The 24,201-nt window shown below is 64.7% G+C and carries 22 protein-coding genes; 14 read left to right on the top strand and 8 right to left on the bottom strand.

The features are described 5' to 3' along the window. Positions 1-4 precede the first annotated feature (4 nt). The 4 genes from E4P29_RS14850 to E4P29_RS14865 form a co-directional block, all read right to left on the bottom strand. Complete coding sequence (locus tag E4P29_RS14850) at positions 5-304, bottom strand: Rieske 2Fe-2S domain-containing protein (RefSeq protein ID WP_135045796.1); 300 nt, start codon at positions 302-304, stop codon at positions 5-7. After that, the gene (gene nirB / locus E4P29_RS14855) at positions 301-2,790 is read right to left on the bottom strand and encodes a nitrite reductase large subunit NirB (protein ID WP_135045798.1); all 2,490 of its coding nucleotides are present in this window, start codon (positions 2,788-2,790) and stop codon (positions 301-303) included. The genes E4P29_RS14850 and nirB overlap by 4 nt, the downstream gene beginning before the upstream one ends. Then, positions 2,790-3,137, bottom strand: coding sequence for a molybdopterin oxidoreductase (locus tag E4P29_RS14860; RefSeq protein ID WP_135045800.1), 348 nt, complete (start codon positions 3,135-3,137; stop codon positions 2,790-2,792). Before E4P29_RS14860 ends, nirB begins: the two co-directional genes overlap by 1 nt. A gap of 101 nt (positions 3,138-3,238) precedes the next feature. Then, positions 3,239-4,219 carry a PAC2 family protein gene (locus E4P29_RS14865; protein ID WP_245154342.1) on the bottom strand — a complete coding sequence of 327 codons (981 nt, stop codon included), beginning with the start codon at positions 4,217-4,219 and terminating at the stop codon, positions 3,239-3,241. Positions 4,220-4,323: 104 nt separating this feature from the next. On the opposite strand from E4P29_RS14865, the gene metH reads away from it, so the two are divergent. The 4 genes from metH to hisG are packed head-to-tail and all read left to right on the top strand — an operon-like array spanning position 4,324 to position 9,777. Beyond that, positions 4,324-7,893: a methionine synthase gene (gene metH / locus E4P29_RS14870; protein WP_135045802.1), complete on the top strand. Its 3,570-nt coding sequence runs from the start codon at positions 4,324-4,326 to the stop codon at positions 7,891-7,893. Beyond that, entirely contained in the window at positions 7,886-8,554 is a 669-nt protein-coding gene (locus E4P29_RS14875) for an HAD family phosphatase (protein ID WP_135045804.1), read from the top strand. The genes metH and E4P29_RS14875 overlap by 8 nt, the downstream gene beginning before the upstream one ends. Positions 8,555-8,595: 41 nt before the next feature. Continuing rightward, positions 8,596-8,877 (top strand): phosphoribosyl-ATP diphosphatase, encoded by a 282-nt coding sequence (locus E4P29_RS14880; protein ID WP_197077479.1) that lies wholly within the window; start codon positions 8,596-8,598, stop codon positions 8,875-8,877. Positions 8,878-8,925: 48 nt separating this feature from the next. After that, positions 8,926-9,777 (top strand): ATP phosphoribosyltransferase, encoded by an 852-nt coding sequence (gene hisG, locus E4P29_RS14885; protein ID WP_048318520.1) that lies wholly within the window; start codon positions 8,926-8,928, stop codon positions 9,775-9,777. A gap of 33 nt (positions 9,778-9,810) precedes the next feature. Here hisG and E4P29_RS14890 read toward each other — a convergent pair whose 3' ends face one another. Then, positions 9,811-10,623: a thioesterase family protein gene (locus E4P29_RS14890; protein WP_135045806.1), complete on the bottom strand. Its 813-nt coding sequence runs from the start codon at positions 10,621-10,623 to the stop codon at positions 9,811-9,813. Next, positions 10,620-11,426, bottom strand: coding sequence for a RecB family exonuclease (locus E4P29_RS14895; protein WP_245154343.1), 807 nt, complete (start codon positions 11,424-11,426; stop codon positions 10,620-10,622). Before E4P29_RS14895 ends, E4P29_RS14890 begins: the two co-directional genes overlap by 4 nt. 225 nt (positions 11,427-11,651) lie before the next feature. Between E4P29_RS14895 and E4P29_RS14900 the strand changes: the two genes are divergently transcribed. Next, positions 11,652-12,689, top strand: coding sequence for a tRNA (adenine-N1)-methyltransferase (locus E4P29_RS14900; RefSeq protein WP_245154334.1), 1,038 nt, complete (start codon positions 11,652-11,654; stop codon positions 12,687-12,689). A 22-nt stretch (positions 12,690-12,711) separates the two neighbouring features. On the opposite strand, the gene E4P29_RS14905 is transcribed toward E4P29_RS14900, so the two are convergent. Beyond that, positions 12,712-13,197 (bottom strand): hypothetical protein, encoded by a 486-nt coding sequence (locus tag E4P29_RS14905; RefSeq protein WP_135045926.1) that lies wholly within the window; start codon positions 13,195-13,197, stop codon positions 12,712-12,714. A 184-nt stretch (positions 13,198-13,381) separates the two neighbouring features. Here E4P29_RS14905 and arc point away from each other — a divergent pair, with 184 nt between their 5' ends. From arc to prcA, 5 genes are all read left to right on the top strand, one after another. Then, the gene (gene arc, locus E4P29_RS14910) at positions 13,382-15,145 is read left to right on the top strand and encodes a proteasome ATPase (protein ID WP_135045810.1); all 1,764 of its coding nucleotides are present in this window, start codon (positions 13,382-13,384) and stop codon (positions 15,143-15,145) included. An 81-nt stretch (positions 15,146-15,226) separates the two neighbouring features. Beyond that, complete coding sequence (dop, locus tag E4P29_RS14915; protein WP_027497085.1) at positions 15,227-16,726, top strand: depupylase/deamidase Dop; 1,500 nt, start codon at positions 15,227-15,229, stop codon at positions 16,724-16,726. Between the two features lie 195 nt (positions 16,727-16,921). After that, positions 16,922-17,116, top strand: a complete 195-nt coding sequence (locus E4P29_RS14920; protein WP_008716348.1) for a ubiquitin-like protein Pup — start codon at positions 16,922-16,924, stop codon at positions 17,114-17,116. Beyond that, entirely contained in the window at positions 17,113-18,054 is a 942-nt protein-coding gene (gene prcB, locus E4P29_RS14925) for a proteasome subunit beta (RefSeq protein ID WP_135045812.1), read from the top strand. The genes E4P29_RS14920 and prcB overlap by 4 nt, the downstream gene beginning before the upstream one ends. Further along, positions 18,051-18,818, top strand: coding sequence for a proteasome subunit alpha (gene prcA, locus E4P29_RS14930; protein WP_135045814.1), 768 nt, complete (start codon positions 18,051-18,053; stop codon positions 18,816-18,818). Before prcB ends, prcA begins: the two co-directional genes overlap by 4 nt. Before the next feature lie 36 nt (positions 18,819-18,854). Here prcA and E4P29_RS14935 read toward each other — a convergent pair whose 3' ends face one another. Continuing rightward, positions 18,855-20,324 (bottom strand): bifunctional phosphatase PAP2/diacylglycerol kinase family protein, encoded by a 1,470-nt coding sequence (locus E4P29_RS14935; RefSeq protein ID WP_135045816.1) that lies wholly within the window; start codon positions 20,322-20,324, stop codon positions 18,855-18,857. 76 nt (positions 20,325-20,400) lie between these two features. Here E4P29_RS14935 and pafA point away from each other — a divergent pair, with 76 nt between their 5' ends. The 4 genes from pafA to tatA all read left to right on the top strand — a co-directional run bounded on the left by pafA (position 20,401) and on the right by tatA (position 24,189). Then, positions 20,401-21,759 (top strand): Pup--protein ligase, encoded by a 1,359-nt coding sequence (gene pafA, locus E4P29_RS14940; protein ID WP_209205412.1) that lies wholly within the window; start codon positions 20,401-20,403, stop codon positions 21,757-21,759. A 93-nt stretch (positions 21,760-21,852) separates the two neighbouring features. Continuing rightward, complete coding sequence (locus E4P29_RS14945) at positions 21,853-22,845, top strand: YafY family protein (protein ID WP_135045818.1); 993 nt, start codon at positions 21,853-21,855, stop codon at positions 22,843-22,845. Next, the gene (locus E4P29_RS14950; protein ID WP_135045820.1) at positions 22,842-23,837 is read left to right on the top strand and encodes a YafY family protein; all 996 of its coding nucleotides are present in this window, start codon (positions 22,842-22,844) and stop codon (positions 23,835-23,837) included. The genes E4P29_RS14945 and E4P29_RS14950 overlap by 4 nt, the downstream gene beginning before the upstream one ends. Before the next feature lie 85 nt (positions 23,838-23,922). Continuing rightward, on the top strand, positions 23,923-24,189 hold the full coding sequence (tatA, locus tag E4P29_RS14955) for a Sec-independent protein translocase subunit TatA (RefSeq protein ID WP_135045822.1): 267 nt from the start codon (positions 23,923-23,925) through the stop codon (positions 24,187-24,189). The last annotated feature ends 12 nt before the right edge of the window (positions 24,190-24,201 follow it).

Consider the following 24,201-nt stretch of genomic DNA (forward strand, 5'->3'; position numbering starts at 1 on the left):
CCGGTTACAGCTCCACGGTCACTTTTCCGTTCACCACGGCCGCGAGGTAGGTGCGCACCGAGTCGATTCCACTCGGGCAGGTGCCGTCGTCGAGCGAGAAGGCGTACTGATGAAGTGGGCAGACGACAACGGACCCGTCGATCTGGCCGTCGGCCAGTGGTCCGCCCCGGTGCGGGCAGACGGCGTCCATCGCGCGCACCGAGCCGTCACCGAGCAGGAACACCGCGACCTGCTTGCCGTCGACGACGTAGGCCCGTCCCTCGCCGGGAGTCAGGTCTTCCAACGACCCCACCGGGACGCTCATCGGACCGGCACCTGGGGCAGCGGGAGCAGTGGCAGCGAGGGTGCGAACTGCGCGGGCGATTTGGGCGCTGCACGGTCCTGCCATGGGTCGACGTAGCCGTCGACCGATGTCTGCAGTCGCTCGTCGAGTCCGGCGACGATGCCGTCACGGTCATCGATCAGAAGGCTCTGCAGTTCCTCCAAGCCGACGCGCGGAACCCAGGCGTACGTCCGTTCGAGCCACTGCGCGTTCTCTCGATAGTGTTGGATGAATCTGCCTGCCACTGTCATCACCCCCTCGGCTCCTGTCACGGTGGCCAGCAGATCTCCCTTGCGGATGTGAGCCCCGGCCGCGCCGCCGACGTAGATCTCCCACCTGTCCTCGCCGACCGAGACCACGCCGAAGTCCTTGCACAGCGCCTCCGAGCAGTTGCGCGGGCAGCCGGCGACCGCGAGTTTGAGTTTCGCGGGAGTCTCCAAGCCTTGGAACCGCTCTTCGAGCGCGATGCCGAGAGCGGTCGAGTCGCCGAGACCGAAGCGGCAGAAGTCGCTGCCCACACAGGTTTTCACCGTGCGCATGCTCTTGCCGTAGGCGAAGCCGGAGGGCATGTCCAGATCGCCCCATACCTTGGGTAGGTCTTCCTTCTTGATCCCGAGGAGGTCGATGCGCTGTCCGCCGGTGACCTTGACCAGCGGCACGTGGTACTTGTCGGCGACGTCGGCGATCTTGCGCAGTTGATCCGGGGTGGTGACGCCACCCTTCATCTGCGGTACCACCGAGAACGTGCCGTCCCGCTGGATATTGGCGTGCACCCGGTCGTTGATGAACAGTGCGCCGCGCTCGTCCACCCAATCCGGACCCCAGACGGTGCGCAGCAGTGACGCCAGCGGCATCTTGGCGGCGGCATCCTCGATGCCGTCGGTCGCAAGCGCCGTGAACACCTGCGAGACTGCCCGGAGGTCTTGCGACCTGATCGCATCGATCAGTTCCGGCTTCGTCATCGGGATGCAGGGGACGTACCGGTCCGCCGTGGGATCGGCCTCGACGGCACCACCGGCTGCGCACGCGATGATGTCTTTCACCAATCCCTTGCAGGACCCACATCCCTTGCCTGCACGGGTCTTCGCGGTCACGTCGCTCAGATTCTTGGCACCGGCGTGCACGCAGGCCACGATGGTGCCCTTGGTGACGCCGTTGCAGTTGCACACCTGAACGTCGTCTGCCAGTTCGGCGGCTCCTGTTGCCGCAGAGGGCGTTCCCATGTCGAAGAGCATGCTGATGCGCTCGTCGGGCAGCGGCACCTTCTCGTCGAACGCCTGGGTGAGAAAGTTGGCCTTGGAGATGTCGCCGAGCAGAGTGGCGCCGACGAGCTTGTTGTTCCGCACGATGACCGATTTGTAAGTGCCACTACGGGGTTCGTAGAACTGAACGAATTCGTCGTCGTCGCGCTCGGGCGCAGTGATCCCCATCGACGCGACGTCGACGCCGGCCACCTTGAGCTTGGTCGTCAGACGCGAACCGTGATAAGCGGCAGCGGGATCTGCCCCGGTGAGTACATCGGCCAAGACAGCGGCCTGCTCCCAGAGGGGCGCGACGAGGCCGTACACCTCACCGCGGTGCTGACAGCATTCGCCGACGGCATAGATGGAACCCTCGTCCTCGCAGCGCAATTGGTCGTCGACGACGATTCCGCGTTCGATGACCAGGCCGCCGGCGCGGGCGAAATCGACACTGGGCCGAATTCCGGCGGTCACGACGACCATGTCCGCGTCCAGCGAGGTGCCGTCGTTGAAACCGACGCCGGTGACGGTACCGTCGTCCGAGCGCAACACCGAGGTGGTTCTCTTCGAGGTGTGGACACCGACGCCGAGTGACTCGATCTTGTTGCGCAACACCCGTCCACCGCGCTCGTCGAGCTGCTGGTTCATCAGGTGCCCGGGCGAGTGCACCACGTTCACCTCCAGCCCCTGCGTCCGCAATCCGTACGCTGCTTCGAGGCCCAGCAGACCGCCGCCGATGACGACCGCCGACACGTCGTCGCGCGACTGTGCCATCTGCAGCATGCCGTTGGTGTCGGCGATCGTGCGGAATCCGAACACCCCGCGTGCCAGCCTGCCATCGGACTCGCGCAGACCGTCCATGTTCGGGAAGAACGTGTTGCTGCCGGTCGCGATGATCAGTACGTCGTAGTCGACGGAGCGACCGCTTTCACAGACAACCGTCTTGGAGAACCGGTCGAGCGAGACGGCTCGATCGCCCACGTGCAACGTCACGCCGTTGTCGCTGTACCAACTCATGGGATTGAGAACGAGATCCTCGTCGTCGACTGTAGCCTCACCGGACAACACGTGGGAGAGCATGATGCGGTTGTAATTGCCGTACGGTTCGTCGCCGATCATCGTGATGTCGAACAGCGAGCTGCCGTCTCGCTCGAGGATCTGCTCGACCGTCCGGGCACCGGCCATTCCGTTGCCGATCACCAGCAATCGCTGTTTTCCCGCAGTCATCAGACCAGCACCAGACCGAAGTCGACGACGACCTCTCCGCTGGTTCCGGCAGGGGCCGCGACCACCAGCTCGAGCACGGTATCGGGATCCACGTCCTCGACGACCCGCAGCGGGATGTTGACGCCGGTCTTGGCTCCCATCGGGAACATACGCATCGGACTGCCGTCGCGCAGCAACGTCACGACCACGAGTTCGGCGCTGGAGTTCCCGCCGCGGAAGTACAGCGGCTGGGCCGTCACCCCCTCGGGGACGACGAAACTCAGGCTGGGATCGATCAACTCGGGCTTGTCCAGACCATTGCCGGAGAAGGAGAAGACGCCTTGCAGAAATCGCGGTGTGCTGGCCATACCCACGAGGCTCCGGTGTCGGGGTGACGCCACCGCTGCGGTGACGTTACGTCGGGATCAGAAAGACCTCACCGGCTCCGGGCACCTCGTGTGCGCTTCGGTCAGAGTCCGAAGTTGCCCGGGCCGCGTCGCCGGAGGTACTTCTCGAACTCGGCGGCGATGGCGTCACCGTCGATCTTGGCGATCGCATCGGACATGTCCACCTCCGCGTCACCACGCTCCTCGAGGCTGCGCACGTACTCGCTGATCTCCTCGTCCTCTTTGGTCATCTCGTTGACCGCCTCCTCCCACTCCTCGGCCTGCGTGGGCAGCTCGCCGAGCGGCACCTCGATGTCGAGTACGTCTTCGACCCGCTGCAGCAACGCCACGGTGGCCTTCGGGTTCGGTGGCTGCGACACGTAATGGGGGACGGCAGCCCAGAACGACACGGCCGGCACCCCGGCCTTGACGCATTCGTCCTGCAGAACGCCGGTGATGCCGGTGGGCCCCTCGTAGCGGGTCTGCTCGAGGTTGAACTGTTCGGCCGACTCGGTGCTGTACGCGGTCCCGGTCACCGGGACGGGGCGTGTATGCGGCGTGTCAGCCAGCAGCGCGCCTAGAATGACGACGGTCTCGACGCCCAGCTGCTCGACGAACTCGAGCAGGTCGTCGCAGAAGCTTCGCCACCGCATGTTGGGCTCGATACCACGCAACAAGACCACGTCACGGTCGCTACCGGGCGGTGAACACACCGACAATCGGGTCGACGGCCACTCGATCTCGCGGGTGACCCCGTCGACCTGGCGAACGGTCGGCCGATTGACCTGGTAGTCGTAGTAGTCCTCGGAGTCCAGCTCGGCCAGCGGGCTGGCATCCCAGATGAGCTCCAGATGTTCGACCGCGCCGCTCGCCGCGTCGCCTGCGTCGTTCCAGCCCTCGAAAGCGGCGACCAGTACCGGGGAACGCAGCTTGGGAATGTCGTCGTTCGGATCGTCCTCGTCGTAGTCGGCGTCGACGTCTGTGGCGTTCGCCACAGCATCCTGCACGGCCTCGATCAGCGCGGCGTCCAAAGGGATGTCCGCGTCGGCACCTGATTTGTCCATTTTGTCGGTACCGTCGTCGGGCGGGGACTGATCATCGAGGTTTCGGGGACTCACCACGACAGCCTACGACTCGAGGTATCCGTGGTGCCCACTACTCTGTAGTGATGCCCGATCAACACAAGCCCGGTCTGCTCGATGCGATTTCACGTCGCGTTGTCATCGGCGACGGAGCAATGGGCACGATGCTCCAGGACGCCGACCTCACTCTCGACGACTTCCTCGGCCTCGAGGGATGCAACGAGATTCTGAACCACACCAGGCCCGACGTGCTGCGCGAGATTCACCGCGAGTACTTCGCGGCCGGCGCAGACGCCGTGGAAACGAACACGTTCGGTTGCAACCTGCCCAACCTGGCCGATTACGACATCGAGGATCGAATCCGCGAGTTGGCCGAGAAAGGCACCCGCCTCGCCCGGGAGACTGCGGACGAAATGGGACCCGGCCGCGACGGGATGGATCGGTACGTCCTGGGTTCCATGGGACCCGGAACCAAGCTCCCCACACTCGGCCACGCCCCGTTCGCACGGCTGCGCGACGCGTACACCGAAGCCGCTCTGGGAATGATCGACGGCGGTGCCGACGCCATTCTGGTCGAGACGTGCCAGGACCTGCTGCAGGTCAAGGCCGCGATCATCGGTAGCCAGCACGCCATGGACAAGCTCGGTGTGCGAATCCCGATCATCACCCACGTGACGGTCGAGACGACGGGCGCAATGCTGGTCGGCAGCGAGATCGGTGCAGCCCTCACTGCGCTCGAACCGCTGGGCATCGACATGATCGGGCTCAACTGCGCCACCGGCCCCGCCGAGATGAGCGAACACCTGCGCCACCTGTCCAAGCATTCGCGACTGCCGGTGTCGGTGATGCCCAATGCCGGACTGCCCACGTTGGGCGCGAAGGGTGCCGAATACCCGCTGACCGCCCCCGAATTGGCCGACGCTCTGAGCGGTTTCGTCCGCGAGTACGGGCTGGCACTCGTCGGCGGATGCTGCGGCACCACCCCCGAACACATTCGTCAGGTTGCCGACATGGTGCACGGGGCGACGAAGCTGGAACGGAAGCCGGCACCGGAGCCAGGCGTCTCCTCGCTCTACACCGCCGTGCCGTTCGAGCAGGACGCCAGCATCCTGATGATCGGTGAGCGCACGAACTCCAACGGCTCCAAGGCATTTCGTGACGCGATGCTCGCCGAGGACTACGAGAAGTGCCTCGACATCGCCAAGGATCAGACGCGCGACGGCGCGCACATGTTGGACCTCAACGTGGACTACGTCGGCCGCGACGGTGCCGCCGACATGGCGGCACTGGCAAGCAGATTGGCGACTGCGTCGACGCTGCCGATCATGCTCGACTCCACCGAACCGGCCGTGCTCGAGGCCGGCCTCGAGCACCTCGGTGGACGTAGCGCCGTCAACTCGGTCAATTACGAGGACGGCGACGGACCCGACTCGCGGTTCCAGAAGATCATGCGTCTGGTGAAGGAACACGGTGCCGCCGTCGTCGCTCTCACCATCGACGAGGAGGGGCAGGCGCGTACTGCCGAGTGGAAGGTGCGTGTCGCAGATCGCCTGATCACCGACATCACCGAGAACTGGGGCCTGCGCCACGAGGACATCATCGTCGACACCCTCACCTTCCCGATCTCGACTGGCCAGGAAGAGGTGCGACGCGACGGCATCGAGACCATCGAGGCCATCCGCCAGCTCAAGGAGAAGTACCCCAAGGTGCACACCACCCTCGGGTTGTCGAACATCTCGTTCGGCCTCAATCCTGCTGCGAGGCAGGTGCTGAACTCGGTCTTCCTGCACGAATGCACCCAGGCCGGTCTCGACACCGCCATCGTGCATGCCTCGAAGATCTTGCCTATGAACAAGATTCCCGACGAGCAACGCGAGACCGCTCTGGATCTGGTGTACGACCGCCGCCGCGAAGGCTACGACCCGCTGCAGAAGCTCATGCAGCTCTTCGAAGGCGTGTCCGCGGCATCGGCCAGAGAGTCGCGTGCCGAGGAACTGGGTCGGCTGCCGTTGTTCGAGCGACTCGAACGGCGCATCGTGGACGGCGAGCGTAACGGTCTCGACGCGGACCTCGACTCCGCGATGGCCGAGAAGCCACCTCTCGAGATCATCAACGAGACGCTGTTGTCGGGCATGAAGACCGTCGGCGAGCTGTTCGGTTCCGGCCAGATGCAGTTGCCGTTCGTGCTCGCGTCCGCCGAGGTGATGAAAGCTGCCGTGGCCTATCTCGAGCCACACATGGAAGCGACGGACGACGACGGCAAGGGCCGCATCGTGCTCGGCACCGTCAAGGGCGACGTGCACGACATCGGCAAGAACCTCGTCGACATCATCCTGAGCAACAACGGCTACGAAGTTGTCAATCTCGGTATCAAGCAACCGATTTCGACCATTCTCGAAGCCGCGTTGGACAAACGAGCCGACGTCATCGGAATGTCCGGTCTACTGGTGAAGTCGACGGTCGTCATGAAGGACAACCTGATCGAGCTGAACTCCCGCGGCGTGGCCGAGAAATTCCCGGTGCTGCTCGGCGGCGCTGCGTTGACCCGGTCGTACGTCGAGAACGATCTGCAGGACGTGTACGAAGGCGACGTTCACTACGCGCGGGACGCGTTCGAAGGCCTGCGTCTGATGGATACCATCATGACCACCAAACGCGGTGGCGGCCCGGCTCCCGACAGTCCCGAGGCACTCGCTGCGAAGGCGAAGGCAGCCGAACGCAAGGAACGCCACGAACGGTCCAAGCGCATCGCCGAGAAGCGCAAGGCCGCCGAGGCTCCGGTCGTGGTACCCGAGCGATCCGACGTCGCTGCGGACATCGACATTCCCGTACCACCGTTCTGGGGAACCCGCATCGTCCGAGGCGTGTCCCTGGCCGATTACTCGGGTCTGCTCGACGAACGTGCACTGTTCCTGGGGCAGTGGGGCCTACGAGGAGCCCGCAAGGGTGAGGGTGCCACCTACGAGGATCTGGTGGAATCGGAAGGCAAACCGCGCCTTCGGTATTGGCTGGACCGCCTGAGCACGGACGGCATTCTCGCGCACGCCGCCCTGGTGTACGGATACTTCCCGGCCGTTTCGGAGGGCGACGACGTCATCGTTCTCACCGAGCCCGAACCCGATGCGCCCGAACGCTTTCGGTTCACGTTCCCGCGTCAGCACCGCGACCGATTCCTCTGCATCGCCGACTTCGTTCGGTCTCGTTCGGCTGCAAGGGAATCCGGCCAGGTCGACGTGCTGCCGATGAACCTGGTGACGATGGGCCAGCCCATCGCGGACTTCGCGAACGAATTGTTCGCAGCCGATGCCTACCGCGACTATCTCGAGGTACACGGAATCGGAGTGCAGCTCACCGAGGCTCTCGCCGAGTACTGGCATCGCCGAGTACGCGAGGAACTGAAGCTGTCCGACGGCAACTCGGTCGCCGCGGACGATCCCACCGAGGCCGAGGGGTACTTCAAACTCGAATATCGCGGTGCGCGTTATTCGTTCGGCTACGGGGCATGCCCCGACCTCGAGGACCGCATCAAACTCGCCGCACTGCTCGAACCCGAACGAATCGGCGTCAAGCTCTCCGAGGAATTGCAGCTGCACCCCGAACAGTCGACCGATGCGTTCGTTCTTCACCACCCGGAGGCCAAGTACTTCAATGTCTAGAACCCGCCTGCACGGTGTCCTGTGGGACATGGACGGCACACTGCTCGACTCGGAGAAGATCTGGGACGTCGCCATCGGTGAGTACTCCCGCACGTTGGGAACCGAACTCAGCGCGGAGGTCCGCGAGAGCACCCTCGGCAACTCGATGCACGACGCGTTGCGCAAAGTGCTCGCCAACGCCTCGGTTTCTGTCACCGACGACAACCTGGCCGAAGGCCGTGAATGGCTGACCACACGCGTCGGCGACATGTTCGCCGACGGTATTCCGTGGCGGCCCGGCGCCAAGGATGCTCTTGCCCGCGTACGCGACATGGGCCTGGCGACCGGGTTGGTCACCAACACCGAACGTGGACTGGTCGAGCGTGCACTGGAGACTCTCGGCCGCGAGTACTTCGACATCACCGTCAGCGGCGACGAGGTCGAGTTCGGGAAGCCGCACCCGGCGCCGTACCTGCGGGGTGCCGCGCTGCTCGGCGTGGACGTCGGTGCCTGCCTTGCGGTGGAGGATTCTCCGACAGGCTCACTGTCGGCACATACAGCCGGCTGCCCGGTGCTGGTCGTCCCGTCGGAAGTGGCGGTTCCGGCAGCGCCGGGTTACACCATCCGCGACGGTCTGGTCGGACTCACCGCCGACGACGTCCAGCGGGCCTGGGCAGCCTGACTCCTCGAATCTCGACCGAATTGATTCCGCTGGATACCGACGTGAAAGAATACGAATCCGTGAAGACTTTCGATTCCCTGTTCGCCGAGCTCACCGACCGCGCGAAGACCCGCCCCGAGGGCTCGGGCACTGTCGCTGCGTTGGACGCAGGAGTTCATTTCCAGGGTAAGAAGGTCCTCGAAGAGGCCGGCGAGGTGTGGATCGCTGCCGAACACGAGAGCGACGCTGCACTCGCCGAAGAAATTTCGCAGCTACTGTACTGGGTTCAGGTCATGATGGTGGGTAGGGGAATCGAGCTCGAGGACGTCTACCGACATCTGTGAGGTAGGGCCCGAACGTCTCCTGTGAACTCACCGATGAAGGAAAACTCCATGCTGCGTGTAGCCGTACCCAACAAGGGCGCGTTGTCCGAATCCGCCGCCGAGATCCTCAGCGAGGCCGGCTACCGGCGTCGGAGCGACTCCAAGGATCTGACCGTCCTCGACCCTGCCAACGGGGTCGAATTCTTCTTTCTCCGTCCCAAGGACATCGCCATTTACGTCGGGTCGGGGCAGCTCGACCTGGGCATCACCGGACGAGACCTGGCTCTCGATTCCGGGGCAGCCGTCGAAGAGCGCCTGGCGCTCGGATTCGGCCGGTCGACGTTCCGCTACGCGGCACCCGCAGGCAAGGAATGGGCACCCGAGGACTTGGGCGGCCTGCGCATCGCCACCTCGTACCCCAATCTCGTGCGTAAGGACCTGGCCGAGCGCGGCTTGGAGGCCACGGTGATCCGTCTCGACGGGGCCGTGGAAATTTCCATTCAACTCGGTGTCGCCGACGCCATCGCGGACGTGGTCGAGTCGGGTCGCTCGCTGCGTCAGAACAATCTCGTCGCATTCGGCGAATCACTGTGCGATTCCGAGGGTGTTCTCATCGAGCGCGCCGGCACGCCGGGCACCGACTCGGCGCGTAAGCAGTTGATCGCTCGCGTACAGGGAGTCGTCTTCGCTCAGCAGTACCTGATGCTCGATTACGACTGCCCCAAAGCGATCCTCGACGAAGCCGTCAAGATCACCCCGGGAATCGAATCACCCACCCTCGCACCGATGGTCGACGACAACTGGGTTGCCGTGCGCGCCATGGTCTCTCGCAAGGTCCACAACAACGTCATGGACGAGCTCGCGGAGCTGGGCGCCAAAGCCATTCTCGCCTCCGACATCAGGTCCTGCCGAGCGTTCTAGGTGCGTGGCGGAACGCCCGTCGTTCCGCCACGATCACGCGCGCCGGCGAACCAGCACTGTTTGGGCGATGCGCCCTACCGGTCCCAGTTCGTCGCTGAGGGTGCCTGCGCACATGGCGATCCCGTCCGGACCGGTGGAGGTTTCCGCCGAGACTCCGACCCAGTCACCCTGAGGCACCCTGAACACGTGCACCGTCAGGTCGGTGTTCAAGAAGGTCCATTCGTCGATCGGGAGCTTCGCGCCGATTCCGTTCGCGATGTCCGCAATCGAGAACAGTCGCTCCATCGGAGTCATGGATTCACCCTGGACGAGAACAGGTTTGGGCCTGGCCCAAACCTCACCGGGACCAACGGCACCGAGCCCGGTGAGAATCTTGAACTCGACGGCGTCGAGATAGCCCGACGACCACGTGCCCCCGAAGGTGTAGTCGACTCCGCCTCCCACCGGCTTCATCACTGGGTCGCCGACGTGTTCGACGTCCTCCGTCGGTGTGGTGCGCATACGCCACGCGCTGCCGCGAGCCACCGCTCGAGCAGTGCCGGACGAACTTTCCGCCCACAATTCGGCAACGACGAGTTCGACGTTGCCCCCGGGGCGCTCCGTCCATGCCCGAATCTCGATGTCCGCGACCGGAATCGGACCGAGTATATCGACCGCGACTCGACTGATACGGGTGTCCTGTCGAGCGTCGACACGCTCGAGTGCACGCACCAACAGAGCGGACGGCGGAGCGCCGTGCTGCATCGTCGGTGCCCACAGACTGACGGTGTGCTCGGTGGCCGTGACCCTCTCGAAGCCGTCCTTGCCGACACCGGCGGGAACGAAGAAGGCGTCCGGACTCGTCACAGTTCGGGCTCCGACTGTCCCGATGCGGTCTGCGGCCAACCCGGGTACGGCGGGGGAGTGCCGCCGAACTCGGGGCACAATGCCTGATGATCGCACCACTTGCACAGTGCGCCCTTCTTGGCGCGGAAGTCACCGGTCTCACCGGCCGCCAGAATCGCCTTCCAGATGGCCGAGAGCATACGCTCGAAGCGCAGCAGCTCACCCTCGTCGGGGGCATACGTCAGCTCCTGCTTGTCGGCCAGATACATCAACTTCAGCTGCGCGGGAACGACTCCGCGCATGCGCATGATCATCAGCGCATAGAACTTCATCTGGAACAGCGCTTTGGATTCGGTGAACTCACGCGGCGCACGTCCGGTCTTGTAATCGACGACGCGAATCATTCCGTTGGGTGCGACGTCGATCCGGTCGATGAATCCGCGCAGCGGCGTTCCGTCGTCCAACGCGATCTCGACGCGCTGTTCGCAGGACTCGGGATCGAAGTGCGTGGGGTCTTCGAGTTCGTAGTACCCGTCCACCAGGGCACGAGCCCGGTCGAGAAACGCCGGACGGTCGTCCGCCGGAACCAGCGACGCGATGTCGGGTGACTCGGCCACGACCCGATCCCAGGCCGGGTCCACCAAGTCGCGGGCGGTGGTGGGCACTCGATCGCGGGCAGGTAGTGCGTACAGGGCCTCGAGTGCGGCATGCACCACAGTTCCCTTCACCTGAGCTTCGGTGGAGACCTCGGGGAGCCGGTCCACGGCACGGAAGCGATACAACAGTGGGCACTGCTTGAAATCACCTGCGCGAGAAGGGGACAGAGCCGGAGTACTGCGGCTGCCGGACCTCGAACGCGGTACGTCGGCGCAGTCACCGACATCGAGAAGAGGTAAGTCGATGGGGCTCGACACGGAAATACTCACGACTGCGAGACTATGCCGCTGGTCCGACATCTTCGGTGAAGGCCGTAGTCTGGCACGTCGAGTCGTCCCCCGACGCCTGCCGATCGAGGCCGAGCGTCACATCGCAACGAAAGCAGGTCCGCTGTGTCCTCCGGTGATTCCACATCCGCGTCGACCGACGGATTCGAGGCCGACGCCACGGCCGACGCATCGCTGCCCAGTGCGGACGACGTGGTCACTGCCACGACCGACGAGATCGAACTCGACCCGAATGTCACGTCCGGCGCGGAGGTCACTCCAGCTGCCGACGCCACAGCTGCCGACGCACCGGCGGAGACCGGTCCCGCCCGCACTGGGCCGTTTCGAGTCGGCGATCGAGTTCAGCTCACCGACGGCAAGGGTCGTCACTACACGGTGGTGCTGGAAGCCGGTAAGGAATTCCATACGCACCGCGGCGGCATCACTCACGACAAACTGCTCGGTGCCGACGAGGGCAGCGTCGTCACCTCCGTCAACGGCACCCCCTACCTCGCGCTGCGGCCGCTGCTGACCGACTACGTGCTCTCGATGCCCCGCGGCGCCCAGGTGATCTACCCCAAGGACGCGGCGCAGATCGTGCACGAGGGTGACATGTTTCCCGGTGCGCGCGTGCTCGAGGCCGGTGCCGGATCCGGCGCTCTGACGTGCTCACTGCTGCGTGCAGTCGGTACAGAAGGAACGGTCATCTCCTACGAGATCCGCCAGGACCATGCCGACTACGCGATCAAGAACGTCGAGACGTTCTTCGGCGAGCGCCCGTCCAACTGGCACTTGACCGTGGCAGACGTCGACCAGTTCGGTGTCGATCGTCCGGGTGAGCAGGTCGATCGGGTGGTTCTGGACATGCTCGCGCCGTGGGACGCATTGCGCGCGGTGTCGAAGGCCCTCGTCCCCGGCGGAGTGCTGCTGGTCTACGTGGCAACGGTGACGCAGCTGTCCAAGGTCGTCGAAGCCCTACGCGCGCAGGAGTGCTGGACCGAACCTCGTTCGTGGGAGTCGATGGTTCGCGGCTGGCACGTGGTGGGGCTCGCGGTTCGCCCCGAGCACCGCATGCAAGGTCACACGGCATTCCTCGTCAGCGTTCGACGCCTCGCCGAGGGCACTGTCACTCCGAAACCGCAGCGTCGTTCCGGTAAGGGCTGATGCTGCCGGCTCGGCTGCCGAGCTAGACGCAGGGTGCCTGGCCCATCGCGAGGATCTGGCAGGTGCTGGCATCCGACAGCTTCCACGTGCCGTCGATCAGCACCCAGGTCTGCGGTGCCGGAGCCGCAGTTCCGCGCGGGGTGGCGATGGCGACGTCCGCGGTGGACGTCTCGCCTGCGACGGTCGGCTCCGACACCTCGAAGGTGATCGCTCCGTAGTTCGCCAGTGCAGCGGTCATCGTCTCCAAGTTGGTCAAGCGCGCCTGACCGTTCTCCACTGCCGCCGCTTTGGTCGCGGCGTCCACGTCCGGTGCCACCAATTGCTGCAGTGAGCTCTGCAGCTCGGCGACGGTCGGTGCTGTGACAGCGGGACCCGCGGTGGTCGTCTGCGTGGTGTCGCTGCTCGACGCCGAATTGTGATCGGCGTGATCGGATTCATCGCTCGAACTGCACCCTGCACCCACCAGAGCCACCGCGGCTACTGCGACGCTTACCGAGAGAATACGCATTTTCACTGGTGAGGCCCCTGATTCCATCGTCTGTCCATCGTTTGGTCAGGTGAGGCTAACATGAACTGGGATGGCCTTTCGGGGCCGGCGAGCAGAGTGGATGCCGACCCCGTTCGAGGTGTCGGTCCGCATCTCCGCGCCGCTGCCGGTAGCGTTGATAGATCGTCACTGGGAGGAGTCGCTCATGAGCTCAACAGACAATCCGGATGTGGCCGCGGCCAGAGCCGAACTGGACGCCGTGCGAGCCGAAGTCGCGTCGCTACGACGCCAACTGGGGGAGTCCCCCGAGCAGGTACGTGAGCTCGAGGGCCGGGTCGATTCCTTGTCGCTGCGCAACACGAAGTTGCTCGACACTCTCAAGGAGGCCCGGCAACAGCTCATCGCGCTGCGCGAGGAGGTGGACCGTCTCGGCCAACCGCCGAGCGGCTACGGCGTCCTGCTGAGCGTGTTCGAGGACGGCACCGTCGACGTGTTCACGTCCGGTCGCAAGATGCGGCTGACGTGCTCACCCAACATCGAGGCCGACACACTCGCTCCGGGACAAACCGTCCGGTTGAACGAGGCGTTGACCATCGTCGAGGCGTGCACCTTCGATCAGGTCGGCGAGATCAGCACTCTCCGAGAGCTTCTGGGGGACGGATCGCGCGCTCTCGTCGTCGGACATGCCGACGAGGAACGGGTCGTCTGGCTGGCCAAGCCGTTGATCGACATGGTCAACGACGACGGCCCGATCGACCCGGACGAGCCGTCCCGAAAGCTGCGTCCCGGCGATTCACTGCTGGTCGACACCAAGGCCGGTTACGCGTTCGAGCGAGTTCCCAAGGCCGAGGTGGAGGATCTCGTCCTCGAGGAGGTGCCGGACGTCGGATACGAGGACATCGGCGGTCTCGGGCGGCAGATCGAGCAGATCAGGGACGCCGTCGAGCTGCCTTTCCTGCACAAGGATCTGTTCCGCGAGTACTCACTGCGTCCGCCGAAGGGCGTGCTGCTGTACGGCCCTCCCGGGTGCGGAAAGACGCTTATTGCCAAGGCCGTTGCCAACTCGCTGGCGAAGAAGATCGCCGAGGCACGTGGTCAGGATGCGCGGGAGGCGAAGTCGTTCTTCCTCAATATCAAGGGTCCCGAGCTGCTCAACAAGTTCGTCGGTGAGACCGAGCGTCACATCCGCATGATCTTCCAGCGGGCGCGCGAGAAAGCGTCCGAGGGTACGCCGGTCATCGTGTTCTTCGACGAGATGGACTCGATCTTCCGTACCCGTGGCTCGGGCGTCTCGTCCGACGTGGAGACGACGGTCGTTCCGCAGCTGCTCGCCGAGATCGACGGTGTCGAGGGCCTCGAGAACGTCATCGTGATCGGTGCGTCCAACCGCGAGGACATGATCGACCCCGCGATCCTGCGACCCGGCCGGCTCGATGTGAAGATCAAGATCGAGCGTCCCGACGCCGAATCGGCACAGGACATCTTCTCGAAGTACCTGACCGATTCGCTTCCGGTCAACGCCGACGATGTCGCCGAGTTCGGCGGCGATCGCGCGGCGTGCATCCGGGGCATGATCGACCGTGTCGTCGAGCGCATGTACGCCGAGAGTGACGACAATCGGTTCCTCGAGGTCACCTATGCCAACGGGGACAAGGAAGTTCTGTACTTCAAGGACTTCAACTCCGGCGCGATGATCCAGAACATCGTCGACCGGGCGAAGAAGTACGCCATCAAGTCGGTTCTCGAAACCGGAAACGCCGGTCTGCGGATTCAGCACCTCTTCGATTCCATCGTCGACGAATTCGCCGAGAACGAAGATCTGCCGAACACCACGAACCCGGACGACTGGGCTCGCATCTCCGGTAAGAAGGGCGAGCGAATCGTCTACATCCGCACGTTGGTCACCGGCAAGAACGCCAGCGCGAGCCGGGCGATCGACACCGAGGCCAACACCGGTCAGTACCTGTAGATCCACCATCGAGCAGTTTTCGGGGCGCGTCCGCACAGGGCGCGCCCCGAACTGCATCTGTCGGCCGTCTAGGCTCGACTTATGCAGCGCATCATCGGTATCGAGGTCGAGTACGGCATTTCTTCACCGACCGAACCCACCGCCAACCCGATCCTGACGTCCACCCAGGCGGTGTTGGCATACGCGGCAGCCGCAGGAGTACCCCGTGCCAAGCGCACGCGCTGGGACTACGAGGTGGAATCACCGCTGCGCGATGCCCGAGGCTTCGATCTCGGACGGTTCAGCGGACCGGCCCCGGTCATCGACGCCGACGAGATCGGCGCAGCGAACATGATTCTCACCAACGGTGCCCGCCTGTACGTCGATCACGCGCACCCCGAGTACTCGGCTCCGGAGGTGCGGGATCCACTGGACGCAGTGATCTGGGACAAGGCCGGCGAACGCGTCATGGAAGCGGCCGCACGCCATGCGTCGAGCGTCCCGGGGGCTCCGCGACTGCAGCTGTACAAGAACAACGTCGACGGCAAAGGCGCGTCGTACGGCACGCACGAGAACTACCTGATGTCACGCGAGACGCCGTTCTCGGCGGTGATCGCGGGGCTCTCGCCGTTCTTCGCCTCCAGGCAGGTCATCACCGGTTCCGGCCGAGTCGGTATCGGCCAATCGGGCGACGAGGCCGGGTTCCAGCTCTCCCAACGAGCGGACTACATCGAGGTGGAGGTCGGACTCGAGACCACTCTCAAGCGCGGCATCATCAACACCAGGGACGAACCGCACGCGGACGCAGACAAGTACCGACGTCTGCACTGCATCATCGGCGACGCCAACCTGGCGGAGATGTCGACCTACCTCAAGGTGGGAACCACGGCCCTCGTGCTCGACCTCATCGAGGCGGGCGTCGATCTGTCGGATCTGCAGCTGGCCAGGCCGGTCACGGCTGTCCATCAGATCAGCCACGATCCCACCCTGCGCAAGGCCGTGGCACTCGCCGACGGCCGCGAACTGACAGGCCTTGCGCTGCAGCGGATCTACCACCAGCGGGCGGCGAAGTTCGTGGCCGCCGAGGGCAGCGACGACGCACGAGCACTGGACGTGCTCGACAAGTGGGCAATGGTGCTTGACCTGCTCGAGCGCGATCCCATGGAATGCGCGCATCTGCTGGACTGGCCGGCGAAATTGCGACTGCTCGAAGGGTTCCGACAGCGTGAGGGCCTCGGCTGGTCTGCGCCGCGGTTGCACCTGGTCGACCTGCAGTACTCCGATGTTCGCCTCGACAAGGGGCTCTACAACAGGTTGGTCGCCCGCGGTTCGATGGATCGTCTCGTGACCGAGCAGCAAGTTCTCGATGCGGTCGGTACACCGCCGGACGACACGAGGGCCTACTTCCGCGGCGAATGCCTGCGCAAATTCGGTGCCGACATCGCTGCAGCGAGCTGGGACTCGGTCATCTTCGACCTCGGTGGCGATTCCCTGGTTCGGATTCCGACGCTCGAGCCGTTGCGGGGAACGAAATCCCACGTCGGTGCCCTGCTGGAGTCCGTGGACAGTGCAGCGGAACTGGTCGACCAGCTCACCACCTGATCGGCCAGGGCATTCGGTTCGGTCGTTCGGCGGTGTCTTGCCAACCGGCGAGGTCGGACTGTCGGTAGGGTAAAGGTCCGTGCACTTTCGGCGGAACGTTCGGTAGCACTTGCACATCCACGCCGGTGCGCCTCGGATGACCCGGCGAGCGTGCAGTAGATGTGTTTTCTCGATACACGGAGGAGGTCGGCGACTATGGCTCAGGAGCAGACACGGCGCTCGGGCGGCGGCGACGACGACGAGGTCCCAGGCGACACGGGGGCCGGTGGCCAGGAACGGCGCGAGAAGTTGGCCGAGGAGACCGACGATCTTCTCGACGAGATCGACGACGTGCTCGAGGAGAATGCCGAGGACTTCGTCCGCGCCTACGTTCAGAAGGGCGGCCAGTGACGGTGGATCGTTCGGACCCACGGTCGGCAGGCGACGGACCGGCGATTCCGCTGGGGTCCAGTAGCTCGTCCTTCTCCGACTACCTCCGGCAGCACGCCCCGCACCTGCTGCCGGAGAGCGGCCTCGCCGCGGACCTGGCGTCCCACGCCGCCAACGGCACCACCGACAAGTCCGGCATCGCTCCGCACGGGACGACGATCGTCGCCCTCACCTACGCGGGCGGGGTGCTGATCGCCGGTGATCGGCGCGCCACTCAGGGCAATCTGATCGCCAACCGTGACATGCAGAAGGTCTACGTCACCGACGAGTACTCCGCTGCCGGTATCGCCGGAACTGCCGGTATCGCAATCGAATTGGTTCGCCTGTTCGCTGTCGAACTCGAGCACTACGAGAAGATCGAGGGCGTACCGCTCACCTTCAACGGCAAGGCCAACAAGTTGTCGTCGATGGTCCGCAGCAATCTGGGTGCGGCGATGCAGGGACTCGCTGCGGTGCCGTTACTGGTCGGATTCGATATCGACATCTCCGATCCCGACAGAGCCGGACGCATCGTGTCGTACGACGTGGTCGGCGGGCGTTACGAGGAGCGGTCGGGCTATCACGCAGTGGGTTCGGGTTCGTTGTTCGCCAAGTCTGCGCTGAAGAAGTTGTACCGCCCCGGAATGTCCGAGGACGAGGCGCTTCGTGCTGCAGTCGAGTCGCTGTACGACGCCGCCGACGACGACTCGGCCACCGGTGGTCCCGATGTCACCCGCGGCATCTACCCGACAGCAGTTGCCATCACGAGCGTCGGAGCGGACGACGTCGCGCACGATCGAATATCGGCTGCTGCCCGATCGGTTCTGGCAGAACGAACCGAGAGCGCAGCACACACCGGCGGCGCGGACCACCACACCCGAGCCGGCCAGGAAGTCAGCGAAGGGGGTAGCGCGCTATGACGATGCCGTACTACGCATCTGCCGAGCAGATCATGCGCGATCGTTCGGAATTGGCGCGCAAGGGAATCGGTCGCGGTCGCAGTGTCATCGTGCTGGCCTACGCCGACGGGGTCCTGTTCGTCGCCGAGAATCGCTCGACCGCGCTGCACAAGGTCAGTGAACTCTACGACCGCATCGGATTCGCTGCCGTCGGCAAGTACAACGAGTTCGAGAACCTACGCAAAGCCGGCATCCAGCACGCGGACATCAAGGGATACACCTACGATCGACGCGATGTTACCGGCCGGTCGCTGGCGAAGACCTACGCCCAGGCGCTGGGCACGATCTTCACCGAGCAGCTCAAGCCGTACGAGGTCGAGATCTGCGTCGCCGAGGTGTCCCATCAGGACGAGCCGATGGCCACGCAGCTGTACCGCATCACGTACGACGGCTCCATCGTCGACGAACAGGATTTCGTCGTCATGGGCGGGACCACCGAGCCCATCGTGGCCGCGCTGAAAGATACTTACCGTTCCGGCCTCGGGTTGGCGGACGCGGTTCGGATTGCCGTCGACGCGCTCACCGCCGGTCCGACGTCGCCTGCGACTGCCGGCGCAGAGCCCGAGAAGAAGGTCCTCGAGGTGTCGGCCCTGGAAGTAGCTGTCCTGGATCAGGGACGGCCGCGTCGAGCATTCCGGCGTATCGCCGGAGCTGCTCTGGCGGACATGTTGCCGGCATCGGCCGAGACCGTCGACGGCACTGCTGAACCTGAGACTCCGCAGTAGCTTCGACATTTCGGATCGAGGCGACGGCCTCGTGCTCTATCGCTTCCGATAGAGCACGAGGCCGTTCTTGTCGCTGGTGAACTGGAATGTCGTGCCGTCCCCGACGACCTCGCCGTCGGCTGCGAGGGCAACCGGGGCACCGTCCACCTCGACGGTCAATCGTTGCGCCACACTGCGCACGTAGGCAGGCGACGAGCCGAGCGTTCCGGTGATCGTCGCCCACAGCAGTCGTGTTCTCGATGCCTTGGGCTCCGACGGGAGAAAGCGAACATCGAGGGTGCCGGTATGAATGCTGCTGCGCGACATGGGAACTTGATCGATCGGATCGTAGGTACCGTTGCCGACGAAGAGCATCCACACCGAGTGAGCCACCCCGTCGAGTCGAATGTTCAGTGGCTCTGCAGCCGCGAGCACTCTCGTCATCGCAACCGCAGCGGCCGGCCACTTACCGATTCGCTTCTGCAGCTTCTGCCGTAACCGCACCGAGTCGGGGTACCCCCCGAACGTCGCGGTGTTGACGAACGACACACCACGGCCGTCGACGTCCACCTCGGCGATATCGACCAGTTCGGCGGTGCCCGCCTCGACGGCGGCAGCGGTGTCCTCGACTGCGGTCAGACCGGTATCGCGAGCGAAGTGGTTGAGAGTGCCCCCCGGAAACGCCGCGAGCGGCAAGCCGTTACGGGCAGCCGAGGCGGCGACGCTGACGACCGTGCCATCGCCTCCGCACACTCCGAGAGCACGCGGCGTCGTGTCCCGAATTCTCTCTTCCAGTTGCTCGTTGAAGTCCCTCTCGGGATCGGGAACGAACAGGTCTGCGTCGGGGAGCTCGCGACGGATGGCGTCCGGTACCGCCTCCGAACCGTCACCGGATCCGGGATTGACCAGCACCAACAGTCCCCGTCCGCCCGGTAGCGCCTCGACCTCGACCGGCGAGCCGAGATCGGCGGGCTTCGCGGAACGCACGGCCCACCAGCGTCGGGTCGACAGCGCGATCGCCGAGCCGAGCGCCGCTCCGGCGACGACATCGGTGGGCCAGTGGACGCCGACGTGAACCCGGGAATAGCAGACTGCGGCGGCGACCGGAGCCAGCAGCAATCCTGCCTGCGGTGATTCGATGGCGACCGCGGTGACGAAGGCGGCCGCGGACGCCGAGTGACCGGAGGGAAACGACGAGGACACCGGCGGGGCGAGCACCCGGCGCAGCACGGGAACCAGCTCGGTAGCCGGCCTCGACCTCGGGAACAACGGCTTGAGCAGACCGTTCGCCACGGCGCTCGCGCCCGCCACGGCGATCAGCCCCCGCACGCCGCCGCGTCGGGCCGAACCACCGGCCGCGCCGAGAAGTGCCGCCGCGCCGAGCCACAGGCGACTGTGATCGGCGGCCGTGCTCAGCGCGCGCAGACCCGCGTCGGCCCTGCTCGAGCGCAGTGCTGCGCTTCGCGCAACCAGGGACAGGTCCCACGCGTGAACCGAGGCCGCAACAGACGTAGGCGTGGAAGTCATGGGGCCCAGCCTAGGCATGTGCGCCATCGAGGCGCTCCGACACATCCATCGGTGGGTTGCGTTGTAGTGTCGAAGTGTGCAGCGACGAATTATGGGCATCGAGACCGAGTTCGGTGTCACATGTACCTTTCACGGACATCGACGGCTGAGTCCGGACGAGGTGGCCCGCTACCTCTTCCGTCGCGTGGTGTCGTGGGGCCGCAGCTCGAATGTGTTCCTCCGCAACGGCGCTCGCCTCTATCTCGATGTCGGTTCGCATCCCGAGTACGCCACTGCCGAGTGCGACAGCCTGCTGCAGTTGGTCACGCATGACCGCGCGGGCGAGCGGGTACTCGAGGATCTGCTGATCGACGCCGAACAGCGTCTCGCCGAGGAGGGCATCGGCGGAGATATCTACCTGTTCAAGAACAACACCGATTCGGCGGGTAACTCCTACGGTTGCCACGAGAATTTCCTCGTCCAGCGAGCAGGCGAATTCTCCCGCATCTCGGATGTGCTCCTACCGTTCCTGGTCACCCGCCAATTGATCTGTGGCGCAGGCAAGGTGCTGCAGACACCCAAGGCCGCGACGTTCTGCCTCTCGCAGCGCGCCGAACACATCTGGGAAGGCGTGTCGTCGGCCACCACTCGATCGCGGCCGATCATCAACACCCGCGACGAGCCGCACGCCGATGCCGAGAAGTATCGCCGGCTCCATGTCATCGTCGGCGACTCCAACATGGCCGAGACTTCGACCATGCTGAAGGTGGGGACGGCCGCACTCGTACTCGAGATGATCGAGGCAGGCGTCTCTTTCCGAGACTTCGCGCTAGACAATCCGATTCGGGCCATTCGCGAGGTCAGCCACGATCTTACCGGCCGTAGGCCGGTCCGCCTCGCCGGTGGTCGTCAGGCCAGCGCACTCGAAATCCAGCGTGAGTACTACGCCAGGGCCGTCGAGCATCTCCAGACGCGGGAGCCGAATGATCAGGTGACCCAGGTGGTCGATCTATGGGGCCGCACACTCGATGCCATCGAGTCGCAGGACTTCGCCAAGGTCGACACCGAAATCGACTGGGTCATCAAACGCAAGCTGTTCGAGCGGTATCAAGACCGCTACTCGATGGAACTCTCCGATCCCAAGATCGCTCAGCTCGACCTTGCCTACCACGACATCAAACGCGGACGCGGAGTGTTCGATGTGCTGCAGCGCAAGGGCCTGGTCAAGCGGGTGACGGAGGACGAGCAGATCGACGAAGCGGTGAATCTGCCGCCGCAGACGACCCGCGCGAAGCTACGCGGCGAATTCATCACCGCGGCCCAGGAAGCCGGACGCGACTTCACCGTCGACTGGGTGCACCTCAAACTCAACGATCAGGCGCAGCGAACGGTGTTGTGCAAGGACCCCTTCCGTTCGGTCGACGAGCGCGTCGAGCGACTCATCGCATCGATGTAGTACGAACGCGACTCGGCTGGAGGCAAGGTAGCGACTCAGGCAACTCGGGTCGCTACGGCTCCGGTGGTCGGTGAACAACTAGGCTCGACTGTCGTGGCCACCACCAAAGTCGAACGCCTGATGAACCTGGTCATCTGTCTGTTGTCGACGCGTCAGTTCCTGACCGCGGAGTGGATCCGCGAGAGCGTCGCCGGGTACGACGACTCGACGAGCCTCGAAGCGTTCAGCAGGATGTTCGAACGCGACAAGAACGAACTACGCGATCTCGGGGTGCCGCTCGAGACCGGCATCGCCACGCGGTTCGGTGGTGTCGAGGGCTATCGCATCAACCGAGATGCCTACGAGCTGCCGGACATCGATCTCAACAGCGAGGAATCGGCTGCGGTCGCGGTGGCCGTCAAACTGTGGGAATCACCGGAGCTGACGTCCGCGGCGCAGAGTGCGCTGCTCAAGCTTCGCGCCGCAGGTATTCAGGTCGATCAGAACGAGTCGGCTGCTGCCGTCACAGCCGTCCCCGCTCGAACCCGCGGGTCCGAGCCCGCACTGGGTGCCCTGCTCGCAGCGATCGACCAGGGGAAGTCGGTGCGGTTCGAGCATCGACCGTCGTTGACCGAGCCGTTCGTCACTCGAACCGTCCAGCCGTGGGGCGTTGTGACGTTCCGGGGACGGTGGTACCTCGTGGGACACGACGTGGACCGAGACGACACCCGAACCTTCCGACTGTCTCGGATCGGCGACGACGTCAAAGCCTTCGGTTCACCGCAGAGTGTCCGCAAGCCCGACGATATCGATCTACAGGACATCGTTCGCCGCGTCGCGGGCACGTCCTCGGTATCGGGTACCGCGCGAGTGTGGCTGCAGGACGGTCGAGCGACGGAGCTGCGGAGGATGGGCACCGTGGTAGGGGAGCAGACGGTGGGCTCGCGTACCGGAACGGTCGTCGAGGTTCCGGTACGGTCCTGGGATTGGATTTCGCGGCTCATCGCCGGTCACGGTCCCGACGCGATGGTGTTGGCTCCGGCAGAGCTGCGGGCCGATGTCATCTCGACCTTGCAGACTGCAGCCGAACTGGAGAACGAACGATGAGCGCGCGTCTGTCGGTGCGGTTGGCCCGCCTGCTCAACATGGTGCCCTTCTTCATGGCCAATCCGGGGTTGAGCGCCGAGGAGGCCGCTCGGGAACTGGGCGTGACCACGGCGACGCTGATGGCCGATCTCAATCAGCTCTGGATGTGCGGTCTGCCTGGGTACGGACCGGGTGACCTCATCGATCTGTCGTTCTCGGAGGAGAGCATCGACGTCACCTTCTCCGCCGGGATCGACAGGCCGCTGCGGTTGACGTCCACCGAGGCCACGGCACTGTTGGTCGCACTTCGGTCGTTGACCTCGATGCCGGGGATGGTCGATCCGTCGGCTGCTCAGCGGGCGATCGCGAAGATCGAGACCGCAGCCGGGTCGGCAGCGGCGAACGTGCCGCTCTCGTCCGACCACGACACGGCTGCGGAGGAGGAAGGTCCGGTGTCGAGCACCGTCCGGTCTGCGCTCCGAGCCCGGCACGCACTCGAACTCACCTATTACTCGGCGTCGCGAGACGTGCTCACCGAGCGCATCGTCGATCCGATCAGGACCGTGGTGGTCGACGACAACAGTTATCTGCAGGCTTGGTGTCGCGGTGCCGAGGGCGTTCGTCTGTTCAGGTTCGACCGCATCGACTCGGCCACCGAACTCGACGAACCGTCGTCGCCGCCGGAGTCGGTCCAGGACGAGGACGCGTTCGAGATCTTCAACGACGACCCCTCACTGTCCCAAGCGCGGTTGCGCGTCTCACCTGCGTTCACCTGGATCCTCGACTACTACCCGATGACGCAGGTAGCCGCCGATTCGGACGGGTCCATCGAGGTGACCATGCGTTTTGCGACGCTGCAGTGGATGACCCGGTTGACCCTCGGGTTCGGCGGTGGCGTCACCGTACTGGGACCTGAATCCTTGGTGAATTCCGTCCGCGATCGCGCGCGGTCCGCCCTGAATGCCTACGCGGAGCTCGACGCCACCGACACCGGCGGCACTGTTGCAACATGAACGTGAGGTGAAGCGGTGCGCTCCGTTGCCGAGCGCACCGCCCGCCGTCGGGTACGCTCGATTCATCTGATCTCAGGAGGTTCACATGGGATTCACCAGTCCCTGGCACTGGGCCATCGTCGCGGTGGTCGTCATCATTCTGTTCGGTTCCAAGAAGCTGCCCGAGGCTGCGCGTGGACTCGGACGCTCGTTGCGCATCTTCAAGAGCGAGGTCAAGGAGATGCAGAACGACGGCAAATCCGACACCGACACCGCGACTGCACAGCAGCCGGCCGCACCCGCTCAGCTGCCCTCGCCGGCACCCGTGGCGCAGACCGAGAGCACACCCCAGCACGACGCGAAGTCTGCCTGAGCGACGCCGCTC

The organism is Rhodococcus sp. 1R11 (assembly GCF_004563845.1).
Lineage (GTDB): Bacteria > Actinomycetota > Actinomycetes > Mycobacteriales > Mycobacteriaceae > Rhodococcoides.

What these genes read in the sequence shown, in the direction of transcription:
- E4P29_RS14850 (WP_135045796.1), bottom strand. Translation starts at nt 304, where the DNA reads ATGAGCGTCCCGGTGGGGTCGTTGGAAGACCTGACTCCCGGCGAGGGA.
- nirB (WP_135045798.1), bottom strand. Translation starts at nt 2,790, where the DNA reads ATGACTGCGGGAAAACAGCGATTGCTGGTGATCGGCAACGGAATGGCC.
- E4P29_RS14860 (WP_135045800.1), bottom strand. Translation starts at nt 3,137, where the DNA reads ATGGCCAGCACACCGCGATTTCTGCAAGGCGTCTTCTCCTTCTCCGGC.
- E4P29_RS14865 (WP_245154342.1), bottom strand. Translation starts at nt 4,219, where the DNA reads ATGGACAAATCAGGTGCCGACGCGGACATCCCTTTGGACGCCGCGCTG.
- metH (WP_135045802.1), top strand. Translation starts at nt 4,324, where the DNA reads ATGCCCGATCAACACAAGCCCGGTCTGCTCGATGCGATTTCACGTCGC.
- E4P29_RS14875 (WP_135045804.1), top strand. Translation starts at nt 7,886, where the DNA reads ATGTCTAGAACCCGCCTGCACGGTGTCCTGTGGGACATGGACGGCACA.
- hisG (WP_048318520.1), top strand. Translation starts at nt 8,926, where the DNA reads ATGCTGCGTGTAGCCGTACCCAACAAGGGCGCGTTGTCCGAATCCGCC.
- E4P29_RS14905 (WP_135045926.1), bottom strand. Translation starts at nt 13,197, where the DNA reads ATGCGTATTCTCTCGGTAAGCGTCGCAGTAGCCGCGGTGGCTCTGGTG.
- arc (WP_135045810.1), top strand. Translation starts at nt 13,382, where the DNA reads ATGAGCTCAACAGACAATCCGGATGTGGCCGCGGCCAGAGCCGAACTG.
- dop (WP_027497085.1), top strand. Translation starts at nt 15,227, where the DNA reads ATGCAGCGCATCATCGGTATCGAGGTCGAGTACGGCATTTCTTCACCG.
- E4P29_RS14920 (WP_008716348.1), top strand. Translation starts at nt 16,922, where the DNA reads ATGGCTCAGGAGCAGACACGGCGCTCGGGCGGCGGCGACGACGACGAG.
- prcA (WP_135045814.1), top strand. Translation starts at nt 18,051, where the DNA reads ATGACGATGCCGTACTACGCATCTGCCGAGCAGATCATGCGCGATCGT.
- E4P29_RS14935 (WP_135045816.1), bottom strand. Translation starts at nt 20,324, where the DNA reads ATGACTTCCACGCCTACGTCTGTTGCGGCCTCGGTTCACGCGTGGGAC.
- E4P29_RS14950 (WP_135045820.1), top strand. Translation starts at nt 22,842, where the DNA reads ATGAGCGCGCGTCTGTCGGTGCGGTTGGCCCGCCTGCTCAACATGGTG.
- tatA (WP_135045822.1), top strand. Translation starts at nt 23,923, where the DNA reads ATGGGATTCACCAGTCCCTGGCACTGGGCCATCGTCGCGGTGGTCGTC.